At 58.5% G+C, this 23,132-nt stretch carries 22 protein-coding genes; 17 read left to right on the top strand and 5 right to left on the bottom strand.

What is annotated here, in order from left to right; translation table 11 throughout:
• Window positions 1-35 precede the first annotated feature (35 nt).
• The gene (locus tag BFP70_RS04820; RefSeq protein ID WP_066010267.1) at window positions 36-1,295 is read left to right on the top strand and encodes a glycerate kinase; all 1,260 of its coding nucleotides are present in this window, start codon (window positions 36-38) and stop codon (window positions 1,293-1,295) included.
• A gap of 207 nt (window positions 1,296-1,502) precedes the next feature.
• Window positions 1,503-3,482 (top strand): enoyl-CoA hydratase/isomerase family protein, encoded by a 1,980-nt coding sequence (locus tag BFP70_RS04825; RefSeq protein WP_066010234.1) that lies wholly within the window; start codon window positions 1,503-1,505, stop codon window positions 3,480-3,482.
• Here the strand turns inward: BFP70_RS04825 and BFP70_RS04830 are convergent, their stop codons facing one another.
• Window positions 3,483-3,698, bottom strand: coding sequence for a hypothetical protein (locus BFP70_RS04830; protein WP_066010235.1), 216 nt, complete (start codon window positions 3,696-3,698; stop codon window positions 3,483-3,485).
• A gap of 219 nt (window positions 3,699-3,917) precedes the next feature.
• Between BFP70_RS04830 and BFP70_RS04835 the strand changes: the two genes are divergently transcribed.
• Window positions 3,918-4,169 carry a DUF2312 domain-containing protein gene (locus BFP70_RS04835; RefSeq protein ID WP_066010236.1) on the top strand — a complete coding sequence of 84 codons (252 nt, stop codon included), beginning with the start codon at window positions 3,918-3,920 and terminating at the stop codon, window positions 4,167-4,169.
• Window positions 4,170-4,247: 78 nt separating this feature from the next.
• Here BFP70_RS04835 and BFP70_RS04840 read toward each other — a convergent pair whose 3' ends face one another.
• Window positions 4,248-4,883 carry a GntR family transcriptional regulator gene (locus tag BFP70_RS04840; RefSeq protein ID WP_066010237.1) on the bottom strand — a complete coding sequence of 212 codons (636 nt, stop codon included), beginning with the start codon at window positions 4,881-4,883 and terminating at the stop codon, window positions 4,248-4,250.
• Between the two features lie 107 nt (window positions 4,884-4,990).
• Between BFP70_RS04840 and BFP70_RS04845 the strand changes: the two genes are divergently transcribed.
• Together BFP70_RS04845 and BFP70_RS04850 are read left to right on the top strand one after the other, a co-directional pair.
• Complete coding sequence (locus BFP70_RS04845; protein WP_066010238.1) at window positions 4,991-5,653, top strand: pyrimidine 5'-nucleotidase; 663 nt, start codon at window positions 4,991-4,993, stop codon at window positions 5,651-5,653.
• A 236-nt stretch (window positions 5,654-5,889) separates the two neighbouring features.
• Entirely contained in the window at window positions 5,890-7,110 is a 1,221-nt protein-coding gene (locus BFP70_RS04850) for a UbiH/UbiF family hydroxylase (RefSeq protein WP_066010239.1), read from the top strand.
• A 23-nt stretch (window positions 7,111-7,133) separates the two neighbouring features.
• Here the strand turns inward: BFP70_RS04850 and BFP70_RS04855 are convergent, their stop codons facing one another.
• Both BFP70_RS04855 and BFP70_RS04860 read right to left on the bottom strand, forming a co-directional pair.
• A complete protein-coding gene (locus BFP70_RS04855; RefSeq protein WP_066010240.1) occupies window positions 7,134-9,437 on the bottom strand; it encodes a M23 family metallopeptidase in 2,304 nt (767 codons plus the stop codon).
• A 12-nt stretch (window positions 9,438-9,449) separates the two neighbouring features.
• On the bottom strand, window positions 9,450-10,847 hold the full coding sequence (locus BFP70_RS04860; protein WP_066010241.1) for a hypothetical protein: 1,398 nt from the start codon (window positions 10,845-10,847) through the stop codon (window positions 9,450-9,452).
• A 262-nt stretch (window positions 10,848-11,109) separates the two neighbouring features.
• On the opposite strand from BFP70_RS04860, the gene BFP70_RS04865 reads away from it, so the two are divergent.
• From BFP70_RS04865 to BFP70_RS04890, 6 genes are all read left to right on the top strand, one after another.
• Complete coding sequence (locus tag BFP70_RS04865; protein WP_066010242.1) at window positions 11,110-11,607, top strand: PaaI family thioesterase; 498 nt, start codon at window positions 11,110-11,112, stop codon at window positions 11,605-11,607.
• Window positions 11,608-11,773: 166 nt separating this feature from the next.
• Window positions 11,774-12,739: an aspartate carbamoyltransferase catalytic subunit gene (locus BFP70_RS04870; RefSeq protein ID WP_066010268.1), complete on the top strand. Its 966-nt coding sequence runs from the start codon at window positions 11,774-11,776 to the stop codon at window positions 12,737-12,739.
• Window positions 12,732-13,151, top strand: a complete 420-nt coding sequence (locus BFP70_RS04875) for a hypothetical protein (protein WP_066010243.1) — start codon at window positions 12,732-12,734, stop codon at window positions 13,149-13,151. Before BFP70_RS04870 ends, BFP70_RS04875 begins: the two co-directional genes overlap by 8 nt.
• Window positions 13,152-13,214: 63 nt before the next feature.
• A complete protein-coding gene (pyrC, locus tag BFP70_RS04880; RefSeq protein WP_066010244.1) occupies window positions 13,215-14,498 on the top strand; it encodes a dihydroorotase in 1,284 nt (427 codons plus the stop codon).
• Window positions 14,495-15,082: a glycerol-3-phosphate 1-O-acyltransferase PlsY gene (gene plsY / locus BFP70_RS04885; RefSeq protein ID WP_066010245.1), complete on the top strand. Its 588-nt coding sequence runs from the start codon at window positions 14,495-14,497 to the stop codon at window positions 15,080-15,082. The genes pyrC and plsY overlap by 4 nt, the downstream gene beginning before the upstream one ends.
• 76 nt (window positions 15,083-15,158) lie before the next feature.
• A complete protein-coding gene (locus BFP70_RS04890) occupies window positions 15,159-15,578 on the top strand; it encodes a DUF805 domain-containing protein (protein ID WP_083217356.1) in 420 nt (139 codons plus the stop codon).
• 98 nt (window positions 15,579-15,676) lie between these two features.
• Here the strand turns inward: BFP70_RS04890 and BFP70_RS04895 are convergent, their stop codons facing one another.
• Window positions 15,677-17,047 (bottom strand): glutamate--cysteine ligase, encoded by a 1,371-nt coding sequence (locus tag BFP70_RS04895; RefSeq protein ID WP_066010246.1) that lies wholly within the window; start codon window positions 17,045-17,047, stop codon window positions 15,677-15,679.
• A gap of 255 nt (window positions 17,048-17,302) precedes the next feature.
• Here BFP70_RS04895 and gorA point away from each other — a divergent pair, with 255 nt between their 5' ends.
• The 6 genes from gorA (at window position 17,303) to BFP70_RS21315 (ending at window position 22,830) form a co-directional block, all read left to right on the top strand.
• Entirely contained in the window at window positions 17,303-18,658 is a 1,356-nt protein-coding gene (gorA, locus tag BFP70_RS04900; RefSeq protein WP_066010247.1) for a glutathione-disulfide reductase, read from the top strand.
• 101 nt (window positions 18,659-18,759) lie between these two features.
• Window positions 18,760-19,914 (top strand): FtsH protease activity modulator HflK, encoded by a 1,155-nt coding sequence (gene hflK, locus BFP70_RS04905; RefSeq protein WP_066010248.1) that lies wholly within the window; start codon window positions 18,760-18,762, stop codon window positions 19,912-19,914.
• On the top strand, window positions 19,914-20,804 hold the full coding sequence (hflC, locus tag BFP70_RS04910; RefSeq protein WP_066010249.1) for a protease modulator HflC: 891 nt from the start codon (window positions 19,914-19,916) through the stop codon (window positions 20,802-20,804). Before hflK ends, hflC begins: the two co-directional genes overlap by 1 nt.
• 134 nt (window positions 20,805-20,938) lie before the next feature.
• Window positions 20,939-22,225, top strand: coding sequence for an AcvB/VirJ family lysyl-phosphatidylglycerol hydrolase (locus tag BFP70_RS04915; protein WP_083217357.1), 1,287 nt, complete (start codon window positions 20,939-20,941; stop codon window positions 22,223-22,225).
• 271 nt (window positions 22,226-22,496) lie between these two features.
• Window positions 22,497-22,631 (top strand): hypothetical protein, encoded by a 135-nt coding sequence (locus BFP70_RS21310; protein ID WP_255356591.1) that lies wholly within the window; start codon window positions 22,497-22,499, stop codon window positions 22,629-22,631.
• 46 nt (window positions 22,632-22,677) lie between these two features.
• The gene (locus BFP70_RS21315) at window positions 22,678-22,830 is read left to right on the top strand and encodes a transposase (protein ID WP_255356592.1); all 153 of its coding nucleotides are present in this window, start codon (window positions 22,678-22,680) and stop codon (window positions 22,828-22,830) included.
• Window positions 22,831-23,132: the final 302 nt, after the last annotated feature.

Consider the following 23,132-nt stretch of genomic DNA (forward strand, 5'->3'; position numbering starts at 1 on the left):
TCAACTGTTGGGGCATCGCTGAAAAAGGACATTTCATGCCCGATATTGCCCCCGCCGAATTTTTGCGTGCTCTTTTTGATGCCTCTGTCACGGCGGCCGATCCGATGATCTGCGTGCCGCAGGCGCTTGGGCCCAAACCAGCGGGCCGCGTGGTGGTGATTGGCGCGGGCAAGGCCTCGGCGCGGATGGCCGAAGCGTTAGAACAGGCATGGGGCCCGTGCGAAGGATTGGTGATCACCCGCTACGGCTATGGCCGCCCGCTGCGCGGTATCCGTTTGGTAGAGGCGGCGCATCCCGTGCCTGATCAGGCCGGGGTGGACGCCACGTGCGAATTACTGACACTGATGCAGGGTTTGGGCGCGGACGATACGGTGATTGCACTGATCTCTGGTGGCGGATCTGCCCTTCTATGTGCGCCGGCGGGCGAAATTACCTTGGCCGAAAAACAGGCAGTGAATGCGGCGCTGCTGGCCTCTGGTGCGACAATCGACAAGATGAACACGCTGCGCAAACACCTGTCGCAGGTTAAGGGCGGGCAGCTGGCAGCAGCAGCTTTCCCGGCGCGTCTTATCTCCTTGTTGATTTCCGATGTGCCCGGCGATGACCCTTCCTTCATTGCGTCGGGTCCGACTGTCGGCGATGTCACGACGGCGGCCCAGGCGATAGCCATTGTGGAACGTCATAACATCGCGCTTCCACCCTCTGTGCGGGCGGTACTGGACGGTCCGCGCCATGTGATTTCGCCTGATGACCCGCGCCTGTCCAAGGCCCAAACCCAAGTGATCGCAGCCCCTGCCCAATCGTTGGAGGCAGCGGCGCAGATTGCCCGCGCAGCCGGCGTAAAAGTGCGTGTCTTGGGTGATGCGTTGGAAGGCGAGGCACGCGATCTGGCCCGGACCCAGGTTGAATTGGCGCAATCGCTGCGCGATCAGGCCCCGATCGTACTGCTTTCAGGCGGAGAATGCACCGTAACGCAGGAAAAACCAGTTCCCGGCGCCAAGGGGGGGCCAAATGCAGAATTTATGCTCTCGGCTTTGATTGCATTAGACGGTGCGCGCGGAATTTGGGGCATTGCCTGTGATACTGATGGGGTGGATGGCGCAGATGAGGTCGCAGGCGCGATCATCGGCCCCGATACGCTGCACATCGCACAAACACGTGGGATGGACCCGGTGCAGGCATTGCACGATCACGATGCACATGGGTTCTTTGCGGCCGTCGGCGCTCAGGTCGTGCCCGGCCCAACCTTGACCAATGTAAATGACTTCCGCGCGTTTCTGATCCTGCCCGATTAACCCGCCGTCCAAACGCGCGGCCACTTTGGCAGCAATATCGGCGGCACGAGTGTGGTTGCTGGTGAACATGATGTAACTGTGTCGCGTTACGGGGGATATGCCCGTTTCGCACCGCTTAGCCATTGCACCCGCTGGCATTGGGCGGCATTTTGCTGAAAACAACACTTGTGCGCCAATGTACTGTCACGGCGCAGACAGGGAGCAGGCATGTCTGATCGGGTTAAGGTGAATCGCAGCGAGGATCTCGCTTTCATCACAATGCCCGAGCATTCCGGCGGCTTTGATGCGGTCTTGCGCCGATCATTGGGGGCGGCAGTGCAGCTTTGTTTGGAACAGCCATTGCCCCGCGCGATTGTTCTGCGCGCGGGGGGCGCCTGGCCCCTGACGCAGACGCCGATGGATGATTACGGCGATGATGATGCCCCCAGCCTGCGCGAAATTTGCGAATACCTGTCGGGCGCGAATGTTCCGATTTTGGCAATCTTATCGGGCCGAATTTCAGGGGCGGCTTTGGCGCTGGCGCAGGCGGCGGATTTGCGGCTGGCGCTGGATGGGGCGGTGTTTGACATCCCCGAATACAGCCATGGCCTGATCCCATCCGGGGGCGGCTGGGTGCGATTGGTGCGCAGGCTTGGCCCCGCACGCGCAATGGATCTGCTGACTTCGGGCCGCGGACTGGATGCACAAGGGGCACAGGTTGCTGGGTTGATTGACGCGGTCACATCGCAGCAGGCCCTGGCCTCACAGGCCGTGATAGAGGCCGTCAAAGCGGCAGAGGCCGATCCCGCCCTTCGCAGCCTGCGCGATCAGGCGTTGAACGACCCGAAAACCTTTATGGAAGAGCTGGCGCAATGGCGCAAAGACCCCGTTTCGGGTCCGCTGGCACCCGTGGCAGAGCAGGCGCTGACGGTTGCCGAAGGCGCGATGTTGCTGCCGATCGCCGCCGCGCTGGATCTGGAGGCAGTGACCTATGCCGATCTGGCTTCGGCGGAATTGGCCTGCGCCCTGGACCATCTGCGCAAAAGCGGTGTGCAAGCCGCAGACGCGGTACGCGACGATATCTCTGCGAAAACGATCGGGCCGCGGCAGATCGCGCTGTGGAACGGGTCCGAACAGCTTGCGTTTCGGTTGCTGAGCGCAGGCCACCGTCTGCGCATCGGCTCTGGCGACCCCGGGCAATTGGAAACGCTGCTGGGTGGGATCGCCAGACGGCAGGAAATCGCGGTGCATGCCGGGCGACTACAGGCTGGTGCGCGCGACGCGGATTGGGACCGTTTGGATGCGGCAGCGGATGCCTCTGGCACCGTCTCGGGTGCGGATTTGGTGATTGCCGCACCAGAAACTGAAAATGAAATTAACGCTTTGCGATCTGCGCGCCGGGATGGTCAGCCCTTGGCGATCGAAACAACCTTGGCCGAACGTGATGAAGTTCAGCTGATGCGCTATGGCCGTCATGTCGAATGTCGTGGGATCGGGCCAGAGGCGGATTTAACCGCAGCGATTTTGCTGGCGGGTGGTGATATTGTGCTGCGCATGGCGCCGGGGCCGGGGCTTGCGCGCCCGATGGAGGCTGCGATGTGGGCCGCCGCCGAACGCTGTGTGATGGCGGGTGCCACGCCGCAGGCGGTGGATAGCGCGATGGAAGCCTTTGGCCTATCCGAAGGGCCGTTGATGCGCGCCGACCGTCTGGGTCTGGATATTGCTTGTAAAGCAATGCGTGCCACGGGTCATCCGCCTGGCGCGCTGTTCACCTATCTGACGATGGAGGGGCAGACCGGGCGCACAAAAGGGCGCGGGATTTACGACTGGCGCCGCGAAGATGCCCAGCCCCTGTCCGATCAAGACCCGCTGCTGCAGGCCCTGCGCGAAGAAGCCGGCATGACAACCCCTGCCCCGACAGCGCCGCAGATTGTCATTCGGATTTGTGCGGAAATGGCGAATGCCGCTGCCATGCTCTTACAACACGGTGCGGTGGACCGGGCCGGCGATCTGGATCTTACGGCCGTGCATGCACTGGGATTTCCACGCGCAAAGGGCGGACCATTGTTTCAGGCCGATCAGACCGGGCTTTTGGCGATGCGCAAGCATCTGCGCGCCCTGGCAGAAGAGGGCGCCCCCGCCCCCGTTACCCTATGGGATGTGTTGATCCGCAATGGCCGCCGCTTTGCCGATCTGGCGGATGGGTAATCAGCCCAGCACAATTCCCAGCACGACTATCATCAATCCCAGCACTGACACAAGCAGCGCCACAAGATTGACCGTGACAACCGACTTCATTTTGGCCCGCAGCGCAGCATCATCCAAACCTGCGCGTTTGGCACCGGTGACGGTCAAAATGCACCATAAAATCCCGCCCAAGCCGATCACCGAGACACCCGCCCCGATCCAGACCAAAACATCCATATCCATACTCCTGCGATCTGGCCCGAATATGGGCAATCTGACAGCTATTCGGCCTAGCGGCTCTGCCCGCCCATGACAAGAGCAAGAGCCTTGCGGTGCGCCCGCGAAAGCCGTATCCAAACGCCCAAGCGAAGGCCTTGCCGATATCGGGCCGCGATCACACACTGACCACGCGGCCTGCATCCAAGCCGCAGATGATACAAGACGACAGGAGGCCCCATGCCTAACGATGCAGCTTATAACGTGACCGCCGACGAATTGCGCCAATTCATTGAGCAATACGAATCCCTTGAAGCCGAGAAGAAAGACATCTCGGAGCAGCAAAAGGACATCATGTCTGAAGCCAAGGCACGCGGTTACGATGTAAAGGCAATGAAAACCATCATCAGCCTGCGGAAGCGCGACAAAGATGACATTGCCGAAATGGAAGCCATCATCGAGATTTATAAACAAGCCTTGGGTATGGAATAACCCGCAACGATGTTGCGCAGGCCCGGGCCCTTAAGTAGGGCCCGGGCATTGGCCATTACAGCGCAAAAGCTAAAGCCGTTAATAATCAATCCGCGATTTAGCCGCATCGCTTTTCAGCCGCGTCACGAACGCCTCTGAGATATGTCTGCGCAGGGCGGCGGCGGCGCCATCCTCATCCTGTTCGCGGATCGCATCCACAATCGCCTGATGTTCCTTTAGCGCGGCGGTCCCGCGCCCCTCTGCCGCCAAAGAGGTTGTCGCTAAAAGCGCCATTGAACGATGCACCAGATCCAACTGCTGAACCAGATAGCGGTTATGTGATGCTAGGTGGATCTGGCGGTGAAACAGCTTGTTCGACCGGCTCATCGCGATTGGATCGCCCAGCTGATTACGATCTTCGTCAATCATATCTTGTAACACGCGCACCTCCTCTGGGGCGGCATGTTTCGCGGCCAAACGCGCGGCCAGCGCCTCCAACTCGGCGCGGACGGTATACAGCTCTGCCAACTGATTGTGATCAAGCGATGCAACAATCAGGGAACGCCCGTCGCGGGCCAACATGGATTGCGTTTCCAACCGTTGCAGCGCCTCGCGCACGGGGGTCCGTGACACGCCAAACCGTTCGGCCAGCTCAGATTCCACCAAACGATCTCCGGGGCGATAGGTGCCCGCATCAATCGCCTCAAGGATCAGCGTATAGGCGTCTTTTTGCATCACTCTCTCTTTTCGCAACCGCATCGAGCGTAGGCCTACTGCCCGCCGGTGACAAGACCGGAACGGCACGGATTGCCCTGCCTGCCTCACCGCGATATGGTCCGCGGATGAACGATTTTACACATGTGACGGACTGGGTCTTTGACCTGGACAATACACTTTATCCCCCAAGCGCGCGCCTGTTCGATCAGATCGAGGTAAAGATGACAGAGTATGTCATGCGCACCGCCGGGGTGGATCGTGGCCGCGCGGATCACCTGCGCAACCACTATTGGCAGTTATACGGCACAACACTGGCCGGGTTGATGCATGAACATGATGTCGACCCCTTGCCGTATCTGGTCGAGGTGCATGACATCACGTTGGATCATCTGGCACCGGATCTGGCGCTGCGCGATGCCATCCGCGCCCTGCCCGGTCAGCGGATCGTTTATACCAATGGCAGCGGCCCCTATGCCGAGCGTGTGTTGCACGCGCGCGGCCTGGATGGGCTGTTTGACGCGATTTACGGCGTAGAACATGCGGATTTCCACCCAAAACCACGGATGGAGGCCTTTAATACCGTTTTCGCCAAGGCCGGAATTACCCCGAGCAAAGGCGCAATGTTTGAAGATGATCCGCGCAATCTGGCGGTGCCCTATGATCAAGGCATGCGCACCGTCCTGGTTGCCCCATCGCCGAGCCAACCCGCGCCACATATTCACCATCACACAGATGATCTGGCCGGGTTCTTGACGCAATTGGCGCAAGGCCGATTTGATCCGGCGTGACATGCCGCCAACCGATACTGGCGCAGCTGCGACGCCATGCCGCGCGCACGCACATGGGCAACGGAGTTATTTGATGGATTGAATACGCGTGCCCGCCGGCAGATTTAAATCTCACAGGTCCAAATCCCCGACGGCCCATGCGTAGGCCGGATCTGAAGCCGGGCATGCAAAACCCGATCTGGCCTTTCACCTGCGCTGCGCTATCATAGCCGTGTTCCCCGATGGATGGAGTTCCCATGTCTGACCGCCCTGCCCACCTCCGTGATGTCAGCGCCGATATCCTGATCTCTGGCGGCGGTGTTGCCGGTCTGACGGCGGCGGCAGCCTTTGGTGCGGCCGGGTTCACGACCGTATGTGTCGATCCATCCCCGCCTGTCACAAATGGCGATGATCCAGCAGCAGATATGCGCACTACGGCGATGTTGCAGCCCTCACGCACGGTGCTGCGCGCGGCGGGCGTATGGGATCAGCTTGTACCATTTGCCGCCCCGCTACAGGTGATGCGGATCATTGATGCGGGCGGCGATATGCCCGTGGCCCGGCTGACGCGCGAATTTGATGCCGCCGATGTGTCCGAAGATCCTTTCGGATGGAATTTCCCCAACTGGCTGCTACGCCGGGAATTATTGGCGCGGGTAAACGATTGCGCACTGGTGGATTTTCGTCCCGGCGTTGCGACAACAGATCTGTTGACCCGCACCGATAGCGCGCTTGTCACCTTGTCTGACGGCAGCCGCGTCACCGCGAAGCTGGTGATTGGTGCGGATGGGCGCGACAGTTTCATCCGTCAGGCTGCTGGCATTTCGGCGCGCATAACGCGTTACGGCCAAAAGGCACTGGCCTTTGCGGTCACTCATCCGATTGCACATGAAAACGTGTCGACAGAGGTGCATCGCTCTGGCGGGCCGTTCACATTGGTGCCCCTGCCCGACCGTGATGGCCGCCCCTGCTCTGCTGTTGTGTGGATGGAAACGGGCCCAAAGGCAGACCGTCTGGCCACGCTGCCCCTACCGGAATTTGAGGCACAGATGCTGGAACGATCGACCGGAATATTAGGGCCATTGACCGTGTGTACGCGCCGCGCGGTCTGGCCAATGCGGGCGCAAATCGCGCAAAGCTTTGTCGCGCAACGCGTCGCCCTGATTGCAGAGGCTGCTCATGTAATCCCGCCCATCGGCGCTCAGGGTCTGAACATGAGCCTGAGTGACATCGCAACCCTACTGGAGCTATGCGACGCAGATCCGGCGCAGCTGGGTAGCCAGCAGATGCTGGACCGTTTCAACCGCCGCCGCTGGCCGCAGGTAAAAGCCCGTATTGCCGGGATCGATGCATTGAACCGCGCCTCTATGCTGCACCCCCGCCCCCTACGTGATTTGCGTGCTGCCACGCTTGGCGCGCTTTACAGTATTAAACCGTTGCGCCGCACGATCATGCGCGCGGGGCTGGGCCTGCGCTAAGCACCCTTACAGCGGCGGCTGGATCAGCCCGCCTCTTTCAGTGCAAGATCAATCGCCGTGCGATACGCCAGGACAGAGGCCGGAACGACGACTTGACGCATGGGCGCTGACGCGCCGGCACCTTGCATTTTGCGATCCGCCCAGCTGCGCAATTGCGCAATCGTTTTGCCGCGTAAAAATGGGTTGGCACCCACGACCGCAGGCCCCAACACTGATAGCACGCTGCTGTCACCCGGGGCGCGCAGCGCCAGATCTGCCCCCGCCGGGCCCAGGAAATGCGCCAGATACAGCCGCCCTGGCGTGACGCGATGATCGCGCGCGCGCAGATAGCTTTCGTTTTCACGCGCCAGATGCCTTACCATTTCACGCGAAAGCGCAGCGTCCGTGCGCAGCGCCAAAAGTTGGGTGCGATCCAATGTCGCTACCAGATCCGGGCGATAACTGCGCATCATCCGCAACCATGTGCTGTCGATAAACTGTCCCAGCCCCGTGGCGCTGGAACGGGTGTTTTTCGCATCCGCCTTTCCGGCACTTTCCACATGGATAATGCGATTGACCAATGCGGGCACTGCCCCACCACCCCCGGCCACAGCGGTGCCACCATAGGACATCGGATCCACGGCCACACCGCTGACCCGCAATTCAAAATGCAAATGCGGCCCGGTGGAGCGCCCGGTCGTGCCCACCTTACCAATCTCTTGTCCTGCTGTGACGGGCTGACCTGCCGTGATCCCCGGCGCGAAACCTTGCAAATGCGCGTAGCGGCTTTGCACCCCGTCATCGTGATCAATGTAGATGACATTGCCATAGCTGCCGCCGTTACCTGCGACCTTGACGATGCCATCGGCCACCGCATGAACCGGTGTGCCGCTGGGGGCGGCCCAATCCACGCCGTCATGGTCACGCACCTGGCGCAAGATTGGGTGATGACGCGGTCCAAAGCCAGAGGTCTTTACCCCATTCACCGGCACCAAAAGCCCACCGCCAATCACCCCACTGGCCGCAGGCCCGGCGTTTGGGGCATCAAAATTAAAACAGCTATATCCACCGCCTTGTGTCATCGGCACTACATAGCAGGGCATCTGCCCAGACGGTCCCGCGATCCCGGCAAAAAGCAACTGCCCCACCCCTGCGCCCTGCGGGCCGGGTGCAGTGGCAAAAAGCAACGTTACATGGTCTTCGGGACTGACAAACCGTTCCAAATCAAATCGTTGCGACATAACAACGATCAGCTCGCCGACCAAATCAGTCGGCAGTCCATTGCGGATCGCCGCGGAATACAACGCATCCAACAAGCGAATGTCCTGTGGTGCCATCGCTGCCTGCCGCAGCCCGCCCGAGCGCGCCAAAAGATCCTCTTTCAACCACGGATCAGCAGCACGGCTGTACCGCCCTGCACCAATTTGCGCCAGCGTCGCCAGATACCCGTCGGGTCCGTAAAGTGACATTTGCAGCAATCGTGGCCCCTGGGCGGTGGGTTTCACCCGCAATGCCACGATAGAGCCGCTTTGCAATTGCACTGGTAACTGCAGCTCGCGCAGGGCGGCTTGGGTGATTTGGCGCGCGCGGCCTTCATCGAACCCGTTGCTACGCAAGACCTCGTCTAAGGCACGCGGCGCATTTAACACCACAATCACATCTTCAAAGAGCGCAAGCCGCTGGGTGTCACGCAAGGTCAGCGCAACGCTTGTGGTGTTTTCGATCTGCGTCTCAATATAGGTTGCGGGCTGCGCTTGCGTATCTTGCGGATGCGCATCGGCCGCAATGAATGCGCCCCAGCTCCCACCATCGCCATCGCCATCTCCCACGCTGACGACAGTGCCCGGCCCCGCCTGCACACGGTTTGGCGGGGCCGGCGTGCCCTGATCGAGCGCCTGACTACGGCTGGCTTGAAACAGTGCAAAATCATCACGACTGGACGGCAACGTGGTCATCAACCGTTTTTCTGCCACAAACAAATCGTCACGCAGCAAAGACAACCGCTGTGGGCCTACCGGCCCGACCCGTTCAATCGCCAGTCCGTCTGGCCCGGCAAAGCGGATCACATGATCCTGTGCCTGAGTATCAAAATGCAAGATCATCGGATCGCGCGCCAGATCGACAAAGGCGCTGCGCGGTGGGGGTTCCGGCGCGGTCGTCTGGGTTTGAACCATCGTCAAATTGTCCGAAGCGTTGGGCGGTGCGTTCAGCGCCCCCCACCCAATCGCGACCGCGCACAGCATGATACCACCCATGCCCCATGCGAACAGCTTGGCCCGGCGGGCCTGCCGCCGCTTCTTCGCCTGCGCGCCGCTGTTGCGAAATGCTGGATCGATTTCAAATGTCACGCCCGCGCCCGCTTATCGAAACACACCCAATGTTGTGCCGGATTGAATTTTACGCGTGTTCGGCGCCGGTGCCTGCGCTGCGGGTTTTGCCGCCGCCGGGGTGGCGCGGCGTGTGGGTGCAGCAGCAGGGCTGGTCGTTTGGCGCACATTTCGCGCAGCTGCGACAGGTGCCGGGCACGTCACATCATCGGCGGTAATAATCTGGCGAAACAACTGTGCTGCCGGCTCCATCGTTGTCGCCGCCACATCAGAGCGCTGCGCGAAATAGCGCCCCACCGCATTGCGTGATCCATTGCCCCAGATACCATCAATCCCAGTGGTATAGCAGCGCATACGGGCCAGCTCGGTCTGGATGGCCAGGGCCACCAGGCTGGGCGGCGGGTCAAAGGCACCAGCCTGTGCCAATTGCGCGAAAAGCTCTGGCTCTGCATGGCGCAGATTTTGTCGTGCAACCAGATTATCATACGAAATCTCGGCCGTATCTTGTATATCCTCGCCGTCAATCAGGCCAACAATCACCGATGGCTCTGGCAGACCCGCGCGCAAGGCCCGCGCGGCCATCTGCGTCTGAGGTGGCGGCATAAAAATTACCACGGTTTCGCCCTGCGTTGCCTTTGAAGAAATCACTTGGCGGGATGCCGGTGCGCTGGCCAAAATTGGCTGGACCTGTGCGCGCGCGCTGGCCGGAAGGCTTACAGGTGAAATCCGCACCACATCATTGGCCACTATAGACACGGCATCATAGACATCAGTCGGCGCCAAGCTTGACGGTGGCGCGGCGAAAGGGCGCATGGTCGATGCGGCCTCAGCTGCGCGCTGCCAGGCCCCGGCCAGCGTCACGTTTATCGGCTGGTCTGGCTGCGCCGCGGCACCGGATAATTGATCGGTCAACCGGCCCGCTTGGCCGGGGCATGTGCCACCGGGCCCCGCACTGGCGGCAATAAACAGATCCACCTTCTGCGGTGTCGGACCAATCTGCAGGCCTGCGGCCTGTGGACCGGTGCAATCTTCGATCAACAATGCGACCTGATTTGTGCCGCGATCTGACAAACGCTGCACAATTTCGAAAAGCGCGAGCCCGCCACCGCGCAGCAATATCGTTTGCCCATCATCCCCCAGTGGCGCGGCAATATAAACCAGCACCCGTGGCACGCCCGCAAGCGAATCAATCGCGTCTTCGATATCGGCCCGTGGTCTGTCGCGCAGCAGCTGAAGTTCAGTAATCTGCCCATCGCGCAGCGCTTGCGCTGCATGAAACGCATCGGCAAACGCCCCTTCTGCACCTGGTCCAGGTTGGCCAATCACGACCGCCTGCCAAGGCTGTGACTGCGCAAATGCAACCGTGGCGCAGGCACAAGCACAGGCCAAAACCACCATGCTCAGAACCGATTTCAGCAGCGGATGACGCACGCGACCTCCCTTTAAAACAGCGCAACACGGATCCGATTTGTGCCGCGAACGATAAAATGACCAAAACAATCGATATCAGCCTATACCATAGCGCGCCGACCACAGAAGACCCAAGCCAGTAAAATTCTGACCGGTCATTGAGCAAACGCTATCATCTGGCCCTGTGGCGCGAACCACTGGCGCAGCGCGTCCCAAGCGATATCGGCTCGACATTCTGGCGACAGCACCGATGATGGGACCGTCAAGAACAGGAGCCTCCGCCATGCAAGACCGTGCGAAATTTGCGCAATCCGCCAATGACTTCCCAACCCGAGATGAGGTCATCGCGACCTCCGGGCTGGAGTATATGCACAAGATCATTTCGGGCGAGGCCCCGCATCCAACCGTGGCCCGAAGCATGAATTTCCGGGTGATCGGGGCAGAAAAAGGTCAAGTCACCTTCAGCGGCAGCCCCGATCACGGTCAATCCAACGCCTTCGGATCGGTACAGGGCGGATGGTATGCGATGGTGCTCGACAGCTGCATGTCGATGGCGGTGATCTCAGGGCTGGCCAAGGGACAGTTTCAATCGACAATTGAAATCAAGGTCAATCTGATCCGGGCGATTGCGCCGGGAACGGCGCTGACCATCACAGGAAATCTGTCCCACCTGGGTCGCTCCACCGGGGTGGCAACGGGCGAAATTCGCGGCACGCTAGATGATAAACTTTACGCACAGGGCTCTTGCACCTGTTTCATTCAAGGCACAGCGCAAGACTGACGCGCCCCGAAGCGCGCAGCCTGCGCGCGACCGCCGCGGCCGGGACTCAATGCCGCGGCTGCGGCGTCCTTTGCTGCGCTGCACCGCGCTTTGGCCCGATCGCCGCTGGACGAAAGCCGCGCCATTTGCGATAAGCAGCGCAACAATCGGAACAAAAGAGGTCGCGATGGCATTCCGCGCAAGGCACCTTCTGGGAATCGAACACCTGACCCAGGATGATATCCGCACCGTTCTCGACCTTGCTGACAGCTATGTTGATCTGAACCGGCGCACGGTGAAAAAAACCGACGCGCTGGAAGGCATGACCCAGATCAACATGTTCTTCGAGAATTCAACCCGCACCCAAGCCAGTTTTGAACTGGCCGGAAAACGTCTGGGCGCGGATGTGATGAATATGTCGATGCAGACATCCTCGGTTAAGAAAGGCGAAACGCTGATCGACACCGCGATGACGCTGAATGCGATGCATCCCGATCTACTGGTCGTGCGCCATCAAAATTCCGGTGCCGTCGATCTTTTGGCGCAAAAAGTCGAGTGCGCGGTGTTGAATGCCGGGGATGGCCGCCATGAACATCCGACGCAGGCGCTGTTGGATGCGCTGACAATCCGGCGCGAAAAAGGCCGAATTCAGCGCCTTACGGTGGCGATCTGCGGCGATATCGCGCATAGCCGCGTGGCCCGATCCAATCTGATCTTGCTGGGCAAGATGGAAAACCGTGTCCGCCTTGTCGGCCCCCCGACATTGATGCCCGCAGGCGTCGCTGAACTGGGCATAGAAGTTTATGATGATATGCGCGAAGGCCTGCGGGACGCAGATGTCGTGATGATGCTGCGGCTTCAAAAAGAGCGGATGGACGGCGGCTTCCTTCCGTCCGAGCGGGAATATTTCCACCGCTATGGCTTGGATGCCGAAAAGCTCTCTTATGCAAAGGATGACGCGATCGTCATGCACCCCGGTCCGATGAACCGCGGCGTTGAAATTGATGGCACGATTGCCGATGATATCAACCGTTCGGTCATTCAGGAGCAGGTCGAAATGGGGGTCGCTGTACGCATGGCTTGTATGGATTTGCTGGCGCAAAACCTACGCCGTGAACGTGGTCGCGCCCTAACTGAGGGACAGTATGTCTGACGAGATCAAGCTGGCCACATTTACCGCCGACAAACGCCGGTTCTTTTCAGTGCGGATTTTCTGGTGCCTGCTGCAATTAGCAGCCCTGATCGTTGTCGCGCGTTTCTTTGCCAGCGGTGGCCGAATGTGGCTGTTGATCGGCATCATTCTCGCCGCGCAGGTTTTTGGGACATTCATTGCCTATCGTCGCACCTTTGCACGTGCCTGGCTGCTGACGGATCGGCGGCTGGTCAATTCCAAAGGCCATGGTTTGGGATTGGGGGAAATTGCGCAAATCCATACATTTTTGGGCGATGTGCATATTAAATCCCATAATGGTCCCAAATTCCGCATCGAACATCTGGCCGACCCGGAAGAGGCCAGCGCACAGATCCAAGCCGCCAAGACCGCCCGGGCTGCCGTTGCGGCCTGACGACATTCACCGCCTTGAGGCCGCTGTAACGCCGCCCGCAAGAAGACCGTACAGAGGACCGCGATGACCCTGTTTTTGCAAAACGCACGCCTGATCGACCCGGACGCCCTGACCGAAACGGTCGGCAACCTTATCATCGATAATGGTGTGATTGCCGCCATCGGTGACAAACAGGCCCCGGCAGATGCTAAGGTGATTGATTGCCGCGGCAAATGTCTGGCGCCGGGCATCGTGGATATTGGCGTGAAAATCGGTGAACCAGGTGAACGCCACCGAGAGAGCTTTCGCTCGGCAGGGATGGCGGCGGCGGCGGGTGGGGTGACTACCGTCATCGCCCGCCCGGACACCGACCCTTGTATCGACAATCCCGAAACGCTGGAATTTGTGACCCGGCGTGCGGCACAGGCCCCGGTGCGCATCTTGCATCTGGCTGCATTGACCAAGGACCGCGCGGGACATGAGATGACCGAAATCGGCTTTTTGCTTGATACCGGGGCAGTGGCATTTTCGGATGTCTATCACGTGGTCAAGGACACCAAGGTGTTGTCACGCGCGATGGTCTATGCCCGGTCACTGGGCGCCTTGATCATCGGCCACCCACAAGAACCGATCTTATCTAAGGGTGCTTGTGTCACCAATGGTAAGTTTGCCTCGCTGCGCGGCTTACCCGGTGTGTCCCCAATGGCAGAACGGATTGGGCTGGACCGTGACCTGGGTCTGGTTGAGATGACCGGCGTGCGCTATCACGCAGATCAGATCACGACATCGCGCGCCCTTCCCGCGTTGGAACGTGCAAAGGAAAACGGGTTGGACGTGACCGCAGGCGTGTCTATCCATCACCTGACGTTGAATGAGTTTGATGTTGGCGACTACCGTACATTCTTCAAGCTAACCCCGCCGCTGCGCGCCGAAGAAGACCGGCAGGCGATGATCGCCGCCGTGGGCTCTGGCTTGATTGATATCATCTGCTCGATGCATACGCCGGCGGATGAAGAATCCAAACGTCTGCCCTTTGAAGAGGCCGCCAGCGGCGCGGTCGGACTTGAAACATTTATCCCGGCAGCAATGCGCCTGTATCATCAAGGCGGGCTGACCCTGCCGCAGCTGTTCCGGGCGATGTCTTTGAATCCAGCCAAACGTCTGGGGCTGCCGCAGGGCCGCATGGCCGAAGGCGCACCGGCAGATTTGGTGTTGTTCGATCCTGATGCGCCCTTCGTGTTGGACCGCTGGACGTTACAATCAAAATCCAAAAACACTCCCTTCGACACCCAGCGGATGGAGGGCAAGGTTCTGGCCACATTCGTCGGCGGCACCTGCGTCTATAACGCCCAGGAGATGCCCGCATGATCACCTTGATTGTAGCCGCCATGGGCGGATATTTGTTGGGCTCTGTGCCTTTTGGTCTGGTGATATCACGCAGCTTGGGATTGGGTGATTTGCGTCAGATCGGCTCGGGTAATATCGGGGCAACCAATGTGCTGCGCACCGGGCACAAGGGGGCGGCGCTCGCCACGCTGTTACTGGATTCAGGCAAAGGGGCGATTGCGGTGCTGGTCGCGCGCTATCTTTTGGGCGAAGAGGCCGCGAATATCGCCGGTGTGGCCGCATTTTTTGGCCATTGCTTTCCGGTCTGGCTGGGTTTCAAAGGCGGGAAAGGTGTTGCGACCTTCCTTGGCACAATGCTGGCATTATCATGGCCGATTGGGCTAATCGCCTGTGCCACATGGGGGCTGGCCGCATTGATCGGGTGCATTTCCTCACTTTCGGCATTGATTGCGGCGGTTGTCGCCCCGATCGCCGCCTATGGGCTGGGCATGCATTGCGTCGCACTGTCGGGCGCGATCATGGCCGTGCTGATCTATTGGCGCCACAAGGCCAATATTGCGCGTATCATCGCCGGGACCGAGCCGAAGATCGGCAAAAAAGGATAGGACGGAACCTACGCCCGTCACGGGTCGTTATCCATATAAGCAGGCATGAAAGCCCGCATTACGAAAGGTCCGTCTGATGTCGATGAAATCCGCTGTTGAGACTGTATTAAAACGCAATTATGCGAATTTCTCTGGCCGTGCGAAACGGCCTGAATTCTGGTGGTTCGTGCTATTTGTCTGGCTGGGGCAGCTGGTCTTGTCCATCGTCGATTCCGCCCTGTTTGGAGAGTTGTTTTACGGCGCAGCGGATGGCCATGCGTGGTTCTCGGTCAATGGTGGGCCGCTGACATTCTTGTTCTCTCTTGCCATGCTGATCCCCAGTATTGCGGTGGCCGTGCGCCGCTTGCATGACGTCGACCGCACTGGCTGGTGGATGTTGCTGGCATTCGTTCCGCTGATCGGGACAATCATTTTGATCGTCTTCTTGGCTGGGCGAAGCCGCCCCGACCAAAACCGCTTTGACGGCGGTCTTGGCGCGCCGGTGACACCTGCTTGATGATATCCGCGCAACCATGTTGATCCCACAAAACCAAACAAAACGCGGGCAACTTTGCCCGCGTTTTTTTCATGTTATTGATGTGGTGTGGGCAACGATTAGTAGCTGTATTCGCTATAGATCTTGCTTAGATCTCCGCCCCACGGCCCGTGGTATTTCTCAAGTAATTCATCTGCGAGGGTCTTACCCGATTTCACGCTTTCCTCCAACGCGTTCAGGAAATGGGTCTCATCCGGGATCAAGCCACCCGCGCCCGGTTTGGCACGCGCTTTCAGACCGGATTTGGAAATCGCCACGGTTTCGCGCGCAAGATCCAACATATTGATGCCGTTATAACTGCCTTGCAGCCCGTCTTGGGCGGCAGCGGCACGCAGGCCTGTCCGGGTGTCGTGATCCCAACCTTTGACCAAATCCCACGCAGCATCCAGCGCGCCCTGATCATAGGTCAGCCCTACCCAAAGCGCAGGCAAAGCACATAGGCGCCGCCACGGCCCCCCATCTGCGCCACGCATTTCAATGAATTTCTTCACCCGCGCTTCGGGGAAGACCGTGGTCATGTGATCGGCCCAATCCGATAATGTCGGCTTTTCACCAGGAAGCGCGGGCAGCTCCCCTTTCAGGAAATCACGGAACGATTGCCCCAGCGCATTAATGTATTTTCCATCTCGGTAGACAAAATACATAGGTACATCAAGAACATAGTCCACCCATGCTTCATATCCGAACCCGTCTTCAAACACAAAGGGCAACATCCCCGTGCGCGTGTCATCCAGATGTGTCCAGACATTGCTGCGCCAGGATTTCATGCCATTGACCTTACCATCCAGGAATGGCGAATTGGCGAATAATGCGGTGGCAACCGGCTGCAAGGCCAAGGCAACACGCATTTTTTGCACCATGTCCGCTTCGGAGCCGAAATCCAGGTTCACCTGCACGGTACAGGTCCGGTACATCATGGTTTTGCCCATTGTGCCGACCCGGTCCATGTAATCCGTCATCAACCGATAGCGGCCCTTGGGCATCATTGGCATCTCGGCCTCTGACCACATGGGTGCCGCCCCAAGCCCGATAAAACGCGCACCGATTTTGTCTGCAATTTCTTGCACTTCACGCAGGTGGCCGTTCACCTCATCGCAGGTTTGATGGATGGTTTCCAACGGCGCACCGGACAGTTCCAGCTGACCACCGGGTTCAAGGCTAATATTCGCCCCATTGGATTCCAGGCCAATAATATTACCCTGCTCCAACACCGGGTTCCAGCCAAAGCGGTCCCGCAGCCCCTCCAGCATTGCTTTGATCGAACACGCGCCTTCATATGGCAGCGGTTTTTGCGCATTGGCACAATATCCGAACTTTTCATGCTCAGTCCCGATACGCCAATCGGATTTGGGTTTTTCACCCGATTCCATATAAGCAGCAAGCTGCGCAAAATCTTCAATCGGGCCACCGCCCTGCTGAGGTATCGACATGGGACATCCTTTCGCGGTGATCGGCCCGTTGGGTCATCACAGGTGACGCGTCATCACGGCCAAGTCAAGCCATTGCCAGCGCACATTTCATGCGCAGGTGCCCTTGATGGCCCAAGATACGATCCGTGGATCATGGGACACGCCGTTATGTGATGCAAAAACGGATGTCTGCAGACGTGGGGGAACGGCAGCGCCTCTGGTAAAGCCATGCGCTTTGTGGTCTATCTCCAACGCGAAAACAGACGGAGACACCCCATGAGCGATTTCGACTTCGACCTTTTCGTCATCGGCGGCGGATCTGGCGGCGTGCGCGCTGCACGGATCAGTGCAGGTTACGGTGCCAAAGTGGCATTGGCAGAAGAATACCGTCTGGGCGGCACATGCGTTATACGCGGCTGTGTCCCAAAGAAATTGATGGTCTATGCCTCGGGTTTTCCCGGCGCTGTGGAAGAAGCCCAGGCCTATGGTTGGGATGCGCAGATCGGCGCGTTTGACTGGACCAAATTTCGCGGCAAACTGGACGCAGAATTGACCCGACTGGAGGCGATCTATCGCCGCGGACAAGAAGGCGCTGGTGTCACCTTATATGATCAGCGCGCGACAGTGGTTGCACCGCATGAGGTTCAGCTGGCCGATGGCACCCGTGTCAGTGCCAAACATATTCTGGTGGCCGTGGGTGGCAAACCCTTTGTGCCGGAATTTGAAGGCTGCGAACATGTGCTGACATCCAATGACATGTTCAAATTCGACACATTGCCCAAGACCATGCTGATTGTTGGCGGCGGCTATATTGCCTGTGAATTCGCCTGTATCATGGCTGGGTTGGGGGTCGATGTGACCCTGTTTAACCGCTCGCCTTTGCTGCGTGGCTTCGACACCGATGCGCGTGATGTGATCATTGGTCAGATGGAACGCGCAGGCATCAAGATCCACACTGGTGTTGTCATCGACAAGGTTGAATGTCTGGGCGATGATTTCCGCATTCATGCTTCCGACAATCGTGATGAGGTCTTTGACGCGGTGCTCTATGCGACGGGCCGTGTGCCATTGACCGAGGGGCTTGGCCTAGAGGATGCAGGCGTCAAGCTTGGCAGCCGTGGCGAGGTATTGGTTGACGCCTATTCCCAGACCAACATTCCATCAATCTTTGCCGTGGGCGATGTGACCGACCGTATTGCGCTGACCCCGGTGGCGATCCGTGAAGGCCATGCTTTTGCCGATACGATCTTCGGGGCCAAGCCTACGACAATGGACCATGATCTTGTCGCCTCAGCGGTTTTTACCCAACCCGAATTTGGCACATGCGGGCTGACCGAAGACGAGGCGCGCGAAAAAGGCCCGGTGGAAATCTATCTGTCCAGCTTCAAACCAATGAAATCGGCCTTTGCGGGCAACCCCGAACCGGTATTCTTAAAATTGGTGGTCAGCAAAGAGCATCGGACCGTTTTGGGCTGCCATATCGTGGGCGAAAGCGCTGGCGAGATGATTCAGATGGTCGCGATTGCAATGAAAATGGGCGCCACCAAAGAGCAATTCGACGCGACCTGCGCCGTGCATCCGACCATGGCCGAGGAGCTGGTGACGATGCGCAGCCCGGCGCGCACGGATTAATCAACATGAAACAAAGCCGTGCGACGTTCCGCACGGCTTGCATTCAGCCGCTGCGATACCCAAGTTGACGACTGAACACGATAACGAGAGTGAGGAGATCCATGAGCAATCCAGGTCCCTGGGGAACCGGCGGCGGCGGCGGCGGCGACAAAGACAAGCCGCACGATCCCGGCAAACGGTCCGGCCAACGTGGTCCGGGCAATGATCAGGGTATCCCCGAGATCGAAGAGTTCATGAAAAAAGGCTCTGAGCAGCTGCGCGTCTTGATGGGCGGCGGCGGCTCTGGTGGCCGGTCTAATGGCGGAGGGCGTGGTCCGGGCGGACAGGGTGTCGGTTTCGGCACGCTTGCGCTGATCGCTGTGGCGGCTGTTGGCCTGTGGGCATGGGCGTCGTTTTACACGGTGCGACCAGAAGAGCGTTCTGTTGAACTGATGTTTGGCCGCGAATATTCGATGGGCAATCCAGGTTTGAACTTTGCGCCTTGGCCAATTGTGACCCATGAAATTGTGCAGGTGACGCGCGAACAGACTGTGGATGTTGGATCGGGCCGCGCCGGTGACAATGATACCGGGCTGATGCTGACCGGGGATCAGAACATCGTCGATGTGGAATTCCAGGTTGTTTGGAATATTTCGGATCCGTCGCAATATCTGTTCAATCTGGCAGATGCCCCGGACACGATCCGTGCGGTGTCAGAATCCGCGATGCGCGACATTATCGCCCGCTCTGAATTGGCGCCGATTTTGAACCGTGACCGCGGCGTGATCGCCGCTGACTTGCGTCAGGCCGTGCAATCCACTCTGGACAGTTATGATGCCGGGATCAATGTAATCCGGGTCAACTTTAACCGTGCCGACCCGCCGTCAGAGGTTATCAACAGCTTCCGTCAGGTGCAGGCCGCACAACAAGAGCGTGACCGGCTGGAAAAAGAAGCCGACGCCTATGCCAACCGTGTAACAGCGGCTGCGCGTGGTCAGGCGGCCCAGCTGCGCGAAGAGGCGGAAGCTTATCGCGCCCAGACCGTCAATGACGCACAGGGTGAGGCTGCACGCTTTACCTCTGTCTATAATGAATATGTCAAAGCACCCGATGTCACCAAACGCCGTATGTTCCTTGAGACCATGGAAGGCGTGTTGCAGGGCTTGGATAAAGTCATTGTGGATCAACCGTCTGGCGGTCAGGGTGTTGTCCCCTATCTGCCACTGAATGAGCTGAACCGCTCATCCAATACCACGACAACCGGAGGGTCGAACTGATGCAAAAAGCAGCCATCATCATCCCCGCAATCGTTGTGGCAGCCGTCATCGGCATGAGCTCGGTCTTTGTGGTCGATGAACGTGAAAAAGCACTGATCTTGCAGTTTGGGCAGGTCAAACAGGTGAAATCCGACCCCGGCTTGGGCTTTAAATTGCCCCTGATTCAGGATGTCGTAACCTATGATGACCGGATCTTGTCGTTATCGACCCGCCCGTTGGAGGTCACGCCGCTGGATGACCGCCGTTTGGTCGTGGATGCCTTCGCGCGTTGGCGCTTGGTGGATGTGGTTCAATTCCGCGAAGCCGTGGGCCAAGGTGGTGAGACCGTTGCGAAATCGCGTCTGGATTCGATCATCAACGCCGCCATCCGCGAGGTTCTGGGCTCGGTCCCGTCAACCACCGTCTTGTCGGATGACCGCACACCGCTGATGAACCAGATCCGTGATCTGGCCCGCCGTGAGGCTGCAAGCCTGGGTGTGGACGTGATTGACGTCCGTTTGACCCGCACCGACCTGCCCGAGCAAAACCTTGAAGCGACCTATGCACGGATGCGCGCAGAGCGCGAACGTGAGGCCGCCGATGAAATCGCTCGCGGTAATGAGGCCGCGCAACGTGTGCGGGCGACCGCAGACCGGACCCGGACCGAGCTGACATCAGAGGCGCAAAAGCAGGCCGAGATCGTGCGCGGTCAAGCCGAAGCCGAAGCGAACGGGATCTATGCGCAATCATACGGTCAGGATCCGACCTTCTTCGCCTTTACCCGGCAGCTGGATTTCTATCGCAAATCTTTGGCAAGCGACACATCGTCATTGGTAACGCAGCCTGACAGTCTGTATTTCGACTATGATCGCTTTTTACAATCTATCGGTGATGCACCTGCTGCACGCTAAGATTTTGATATAATTTTCAAAAGGGCGGGAGGATTTTCCCGCCCTTTTCTATGGGATCCGTGTTTTCTCCGTAGGTTTAACCAAACGGCAGGGGTTCATGCCTATCATCCGAACCAACCAATCCGGAGGGTTTGATGCAGTGTCTTTTGCGAATGTTCACCATCGTAATCATGGCCTGTTTTCCACGGTTTCCAGCGGCGCAAACTGTCGCGGACTATATCAAGGCCGTCGTTGCGCCCGATGCGATGGACGCACGTTCAATCGCGCTGGTTGTGACCGGCCCTTCAGGATATGACCCGCATCTACAGCGCCGCAGCGCGAAATTAGCGGGAATGCATACGCTGGTCATTGTTGTCGATGCCGCTGAAATGGTTGCGACCTATGGCAATTGTACGGCCGCTGCCGCAGCTCTTGGACCACTGGCACAAAAGCTGCGTGATCAAAATGATGCCGCCCGGCGCGCGCCGGTTTTAACCGGTATTGGTGCCGGGGCCAGCTTGGCGTTGATGGCCGCCAACCTTTATCCCAACACGTTCAAAGGGCTTGTGACTGAGGCGCTATCTGCTGCAAACGATCCATGTCGGTCCATCGCAGCCGCTCTTGCACCCGAAGATGGGAAAAGCCCGCTGCGTTGGCATGATGTTGCACACGCCTCCCTCGCGGCTGATGTGGCCGGTGTCCGGTTCTATGATCCCCAAAGCCATGGCTCGGATGAGGCATTTTATCAAGCTTATCTGACACTGGCCGGAACGGATCATGCATTTGATACGGCGACAGTGGCGGGCGGAGATCTGTCCGACCTTCCGATCACCGTGCATCAAGATCCCAGTGCGCCCCCCTCTGGGCGCTATGCAATTTTCTTATCGGGTGATGGCGGTTGGGCCAAATTTGACGAGGAAATCGCCGAACGGCTGGCGCAGTCAGGTGTCCCTGTGGTTGGAATTTCCTCTATGCGCTACCTTTGGAAAGAAAAATCACCGCTGCAGATCGCAGAAGATATCACGCGTATTGATAGAACATATGCGGGACAATTCGAAGCACCGACGGTGATACTTATTGGGTTTTCACTTGGCGCCAATGTCATGCCGTTTTTTGCCCCATCCTTACCGACATCACTACAAAAGCGGATTACAGGCTTAGTATTGCTATCGCCCGAACGCCAAACCGGTTTTGAAATCGTTATGGGCGGCTGGATGGGCATAGTCACCGGTCAACATGATGTCGCCCAAGCCATAATGACGGCAACGGACTCGTTTCACATCTTCTGCCTATATGGCACAGAAGATAAGAACAGTGTCTGCCCGGCTGTGGACCAACACGTAACCCACCAAAGCTATGAAGGCGGCCACCATTTGAACGCTGATTACGACGCAGTGGCTGCAGAAATTCTGTCTGATTGGGCACCAACACCATTACAGTAATGCACTACCCCTGTGAGAGCCTAGTCCGTGCTATATGGAAGACCCCCGCGTGTCTGAAGTCCGAACATGACGGACAAATATGATGACTTAAACAATCGAGGTTCCTGCGTCATCGTGGCGTTCAAGGAGCGACATAAAACGCCCCCCGTTTCGCATAGGCTTGGACGTAGAATTTACGCGGCCATTTTCAGTTTCTGGGCGGGTGAGATGAGAGCGTCAGATCTTCTGTGTACCGTAGATCTGGTCTATGCTTCACCGAAAGGAAGCATGCATGACGATCTCTAAGGAACTTCTGAATGAATTTCTGAAGGACGTTGAGCGCCCCGAAAATTTGCTTGGCGGCACCGGGCTGATGAAAGAGCTGAAGATCATGGAACGGATGCTGGGCGCCGAACTGACGGCGTAATGGCGCGTCAACCAAAATACTGAAAGGTCAGGACGGAGAGATGCCTGTGGCAGTGCCCCGCGATCGTGACAGCAGCTTTGAGCCCAAGCTGGTAAAGAAGGGCAAGACCCGGATCGACGGCATTGATGACAACATCATCGGGCTCTATGCCGCCGGACTGTCAGTGCGCGATATTCAGACCCATCTCGAAGACCTTTAAGGCCTGCGCGTCTCGCCTGACCTGAACAGCCGGGTCACTGCGGCTGTTCTGGATGAGGTCCGAGAGTGGCAGTACCGGGCATTGGACCGGGGATTTATCCGATCGTGATCTTTGACGCGCTGCGGGTAAAGATCTGTGACGCAGACTGAATCGCCCCGAGTTTGTCGGAGACCATCAACTTAAGTAAGGATGATGGTTATGACAAAAAGCAAAATGGCAAATCGCTACTCGCCAGAAGTTCGCGCGCGGGCGGTCCGGATGGTGTTTGAACATCAAGGTTCATATGAAACGCAAGCGGGCGC

Origin of the sequence: Thioclava sp. SK-1 (assembly GCF_001705665.1) — a bacterium.
Classification (GTDB): domain Bacteria; phylum Pseudomonadota; class Alphaproteobacteria; order Rhodobacterales; family Rhodobacteraceae; genus Thioclava.

Excerpts from the sequence above, each read along its gene's own strand:
- BFP70_RS04820 (WP_066010267.1), top strand. The coding sequence starts at position 36 with ATGCCCGATATTGCCCCCGCCGAATTTTTGCGTGCTCTTTTTGATGCC.
- BFP70_RS04825 (WP_066010234.1), top strand. The coding sequence starts at position 1,503 with ATGTCTGATCGGGTTAAGGTGAATCGCAGCGAGGATCTCGCTTTCATC.
- BFP70_RS04830 (WP_066010235.1), bottom strand. The coding sequence starts at position 3,698 with ATGGATGTTTTGGTCTGGATCGGGGCGGGTGTCTCGGTGATCGGCTTG.
- BFP70_RS04835 (WP_066010236.1), top strand. The coding sequence starts at position 3,918 with ATGCCTAACGATGCAGCTTATAACGTGACCGCCGACGAATTGCGCCAA.
- BFP70_RS04840 (WP_066010237.1), bottom strand. The coding sequence starts at position 4,883 with ATGCAAAAAGACGCCTATACGCTGATCCTTGAGGCGATTGATGCGGGC.
- BFP70_RS04845 (WP_066010238.1), top strand. The coding sequence starts at position 4,991 with ATGAACGATTTTACACATGTGACGGACTGGGTCTTTGACCTGGACAAT.
- BFP70_RS04850 (WP_066010239.1), top strand. The coding sequence starts at position 5,890 with ATGTCTGACCGCCCTGCCCACCTCCGTGATGTCAGCGCCGATATCCTG.
- BFP70_RS04865 (WP_066010242.1), top strand. The coding sequence starts at position 11,110 with ATGCAAGACCGTGCGAAATTTGCGCAATCCGCCAATGACTTCCCAACC.
- BFP70_RS04870 (WP_066010268.1), top strand. The coding sequence starts at position 11,774 with ATGGCATTCCGCGCAAGGCACCTTCTGGGAATCGAACACCTGACCCAG.
- BFP70_RS04875 (WP_066010243.1), top strand. The coding sequence starts at position 12,732 with ATGTCTGACGAGATCAAGCTGGCCACATTTACCGCCGACAAACGCCGG.
- pyrC (WP_066010244.1), top strand. The coding sequence starts at position 13,215 with ATGACCCTGTTTTTGCAAAACGCACGCCTGATCGACCCGGACGCCCTG.
- plsY (WP_066010245.1), top strand. The coding sequence starts at position 14,495 with ATGATCACCTTGATTGTAGCCGCCATGGGCGGATATTTGTTGGGCTCT.
- BFP70_RS04890 (WP_083217356.1), top strand. The coding sequence starts at position 15,159 with ATGTCGATGAAATCCGCTGTTGAGACTGTATTAAAACGCAATTATGCG.
- BFP70_RS04895 (WP_066010246.1), bottom strand. The coding sequence starts at position 17,047 with ATGTCGATACCTCAGCAGGGCGGTGGCCCGATTGAAGATTTTGCGCAG.
- gorA (WP_066010247.1), top strand. The coding sequence starts at position 17,303 with ATGAGCGATTTCGACTTCGACCTTTTCGTCATCGGCGGCGGATCTGGC.
- hflK (WP_066010248.1), top strand. The coding sequence starts at position 18,760 with ATGAGCAATCCAGGTCCCTGGGGAACCGGCGGCGGCGGCGGCGGCGAC.
- hflC (WP_066010249.1), top strand. The coding sequence starts at position 19,914 with ATGCAAAAAGCAGCCATCATCATCCCCGCAATCGTTGTGGCAGCCGTC.
- BFP70_RS04915 (WP_083217357.1), top strand. The coding sequence starts at position 20,939 with ATGCAGTGTCTTTTGCGAATGTTCACCATCGTAATCATGGCCTGTTTT.
- BFP70_RS21310 (WP_255356591.1), top strand. The coding sequence starts at position 22,497 with ATGACGATCTCTAAGGAACTTCTGAATGAATTTCTGAAGGACGTTGAG.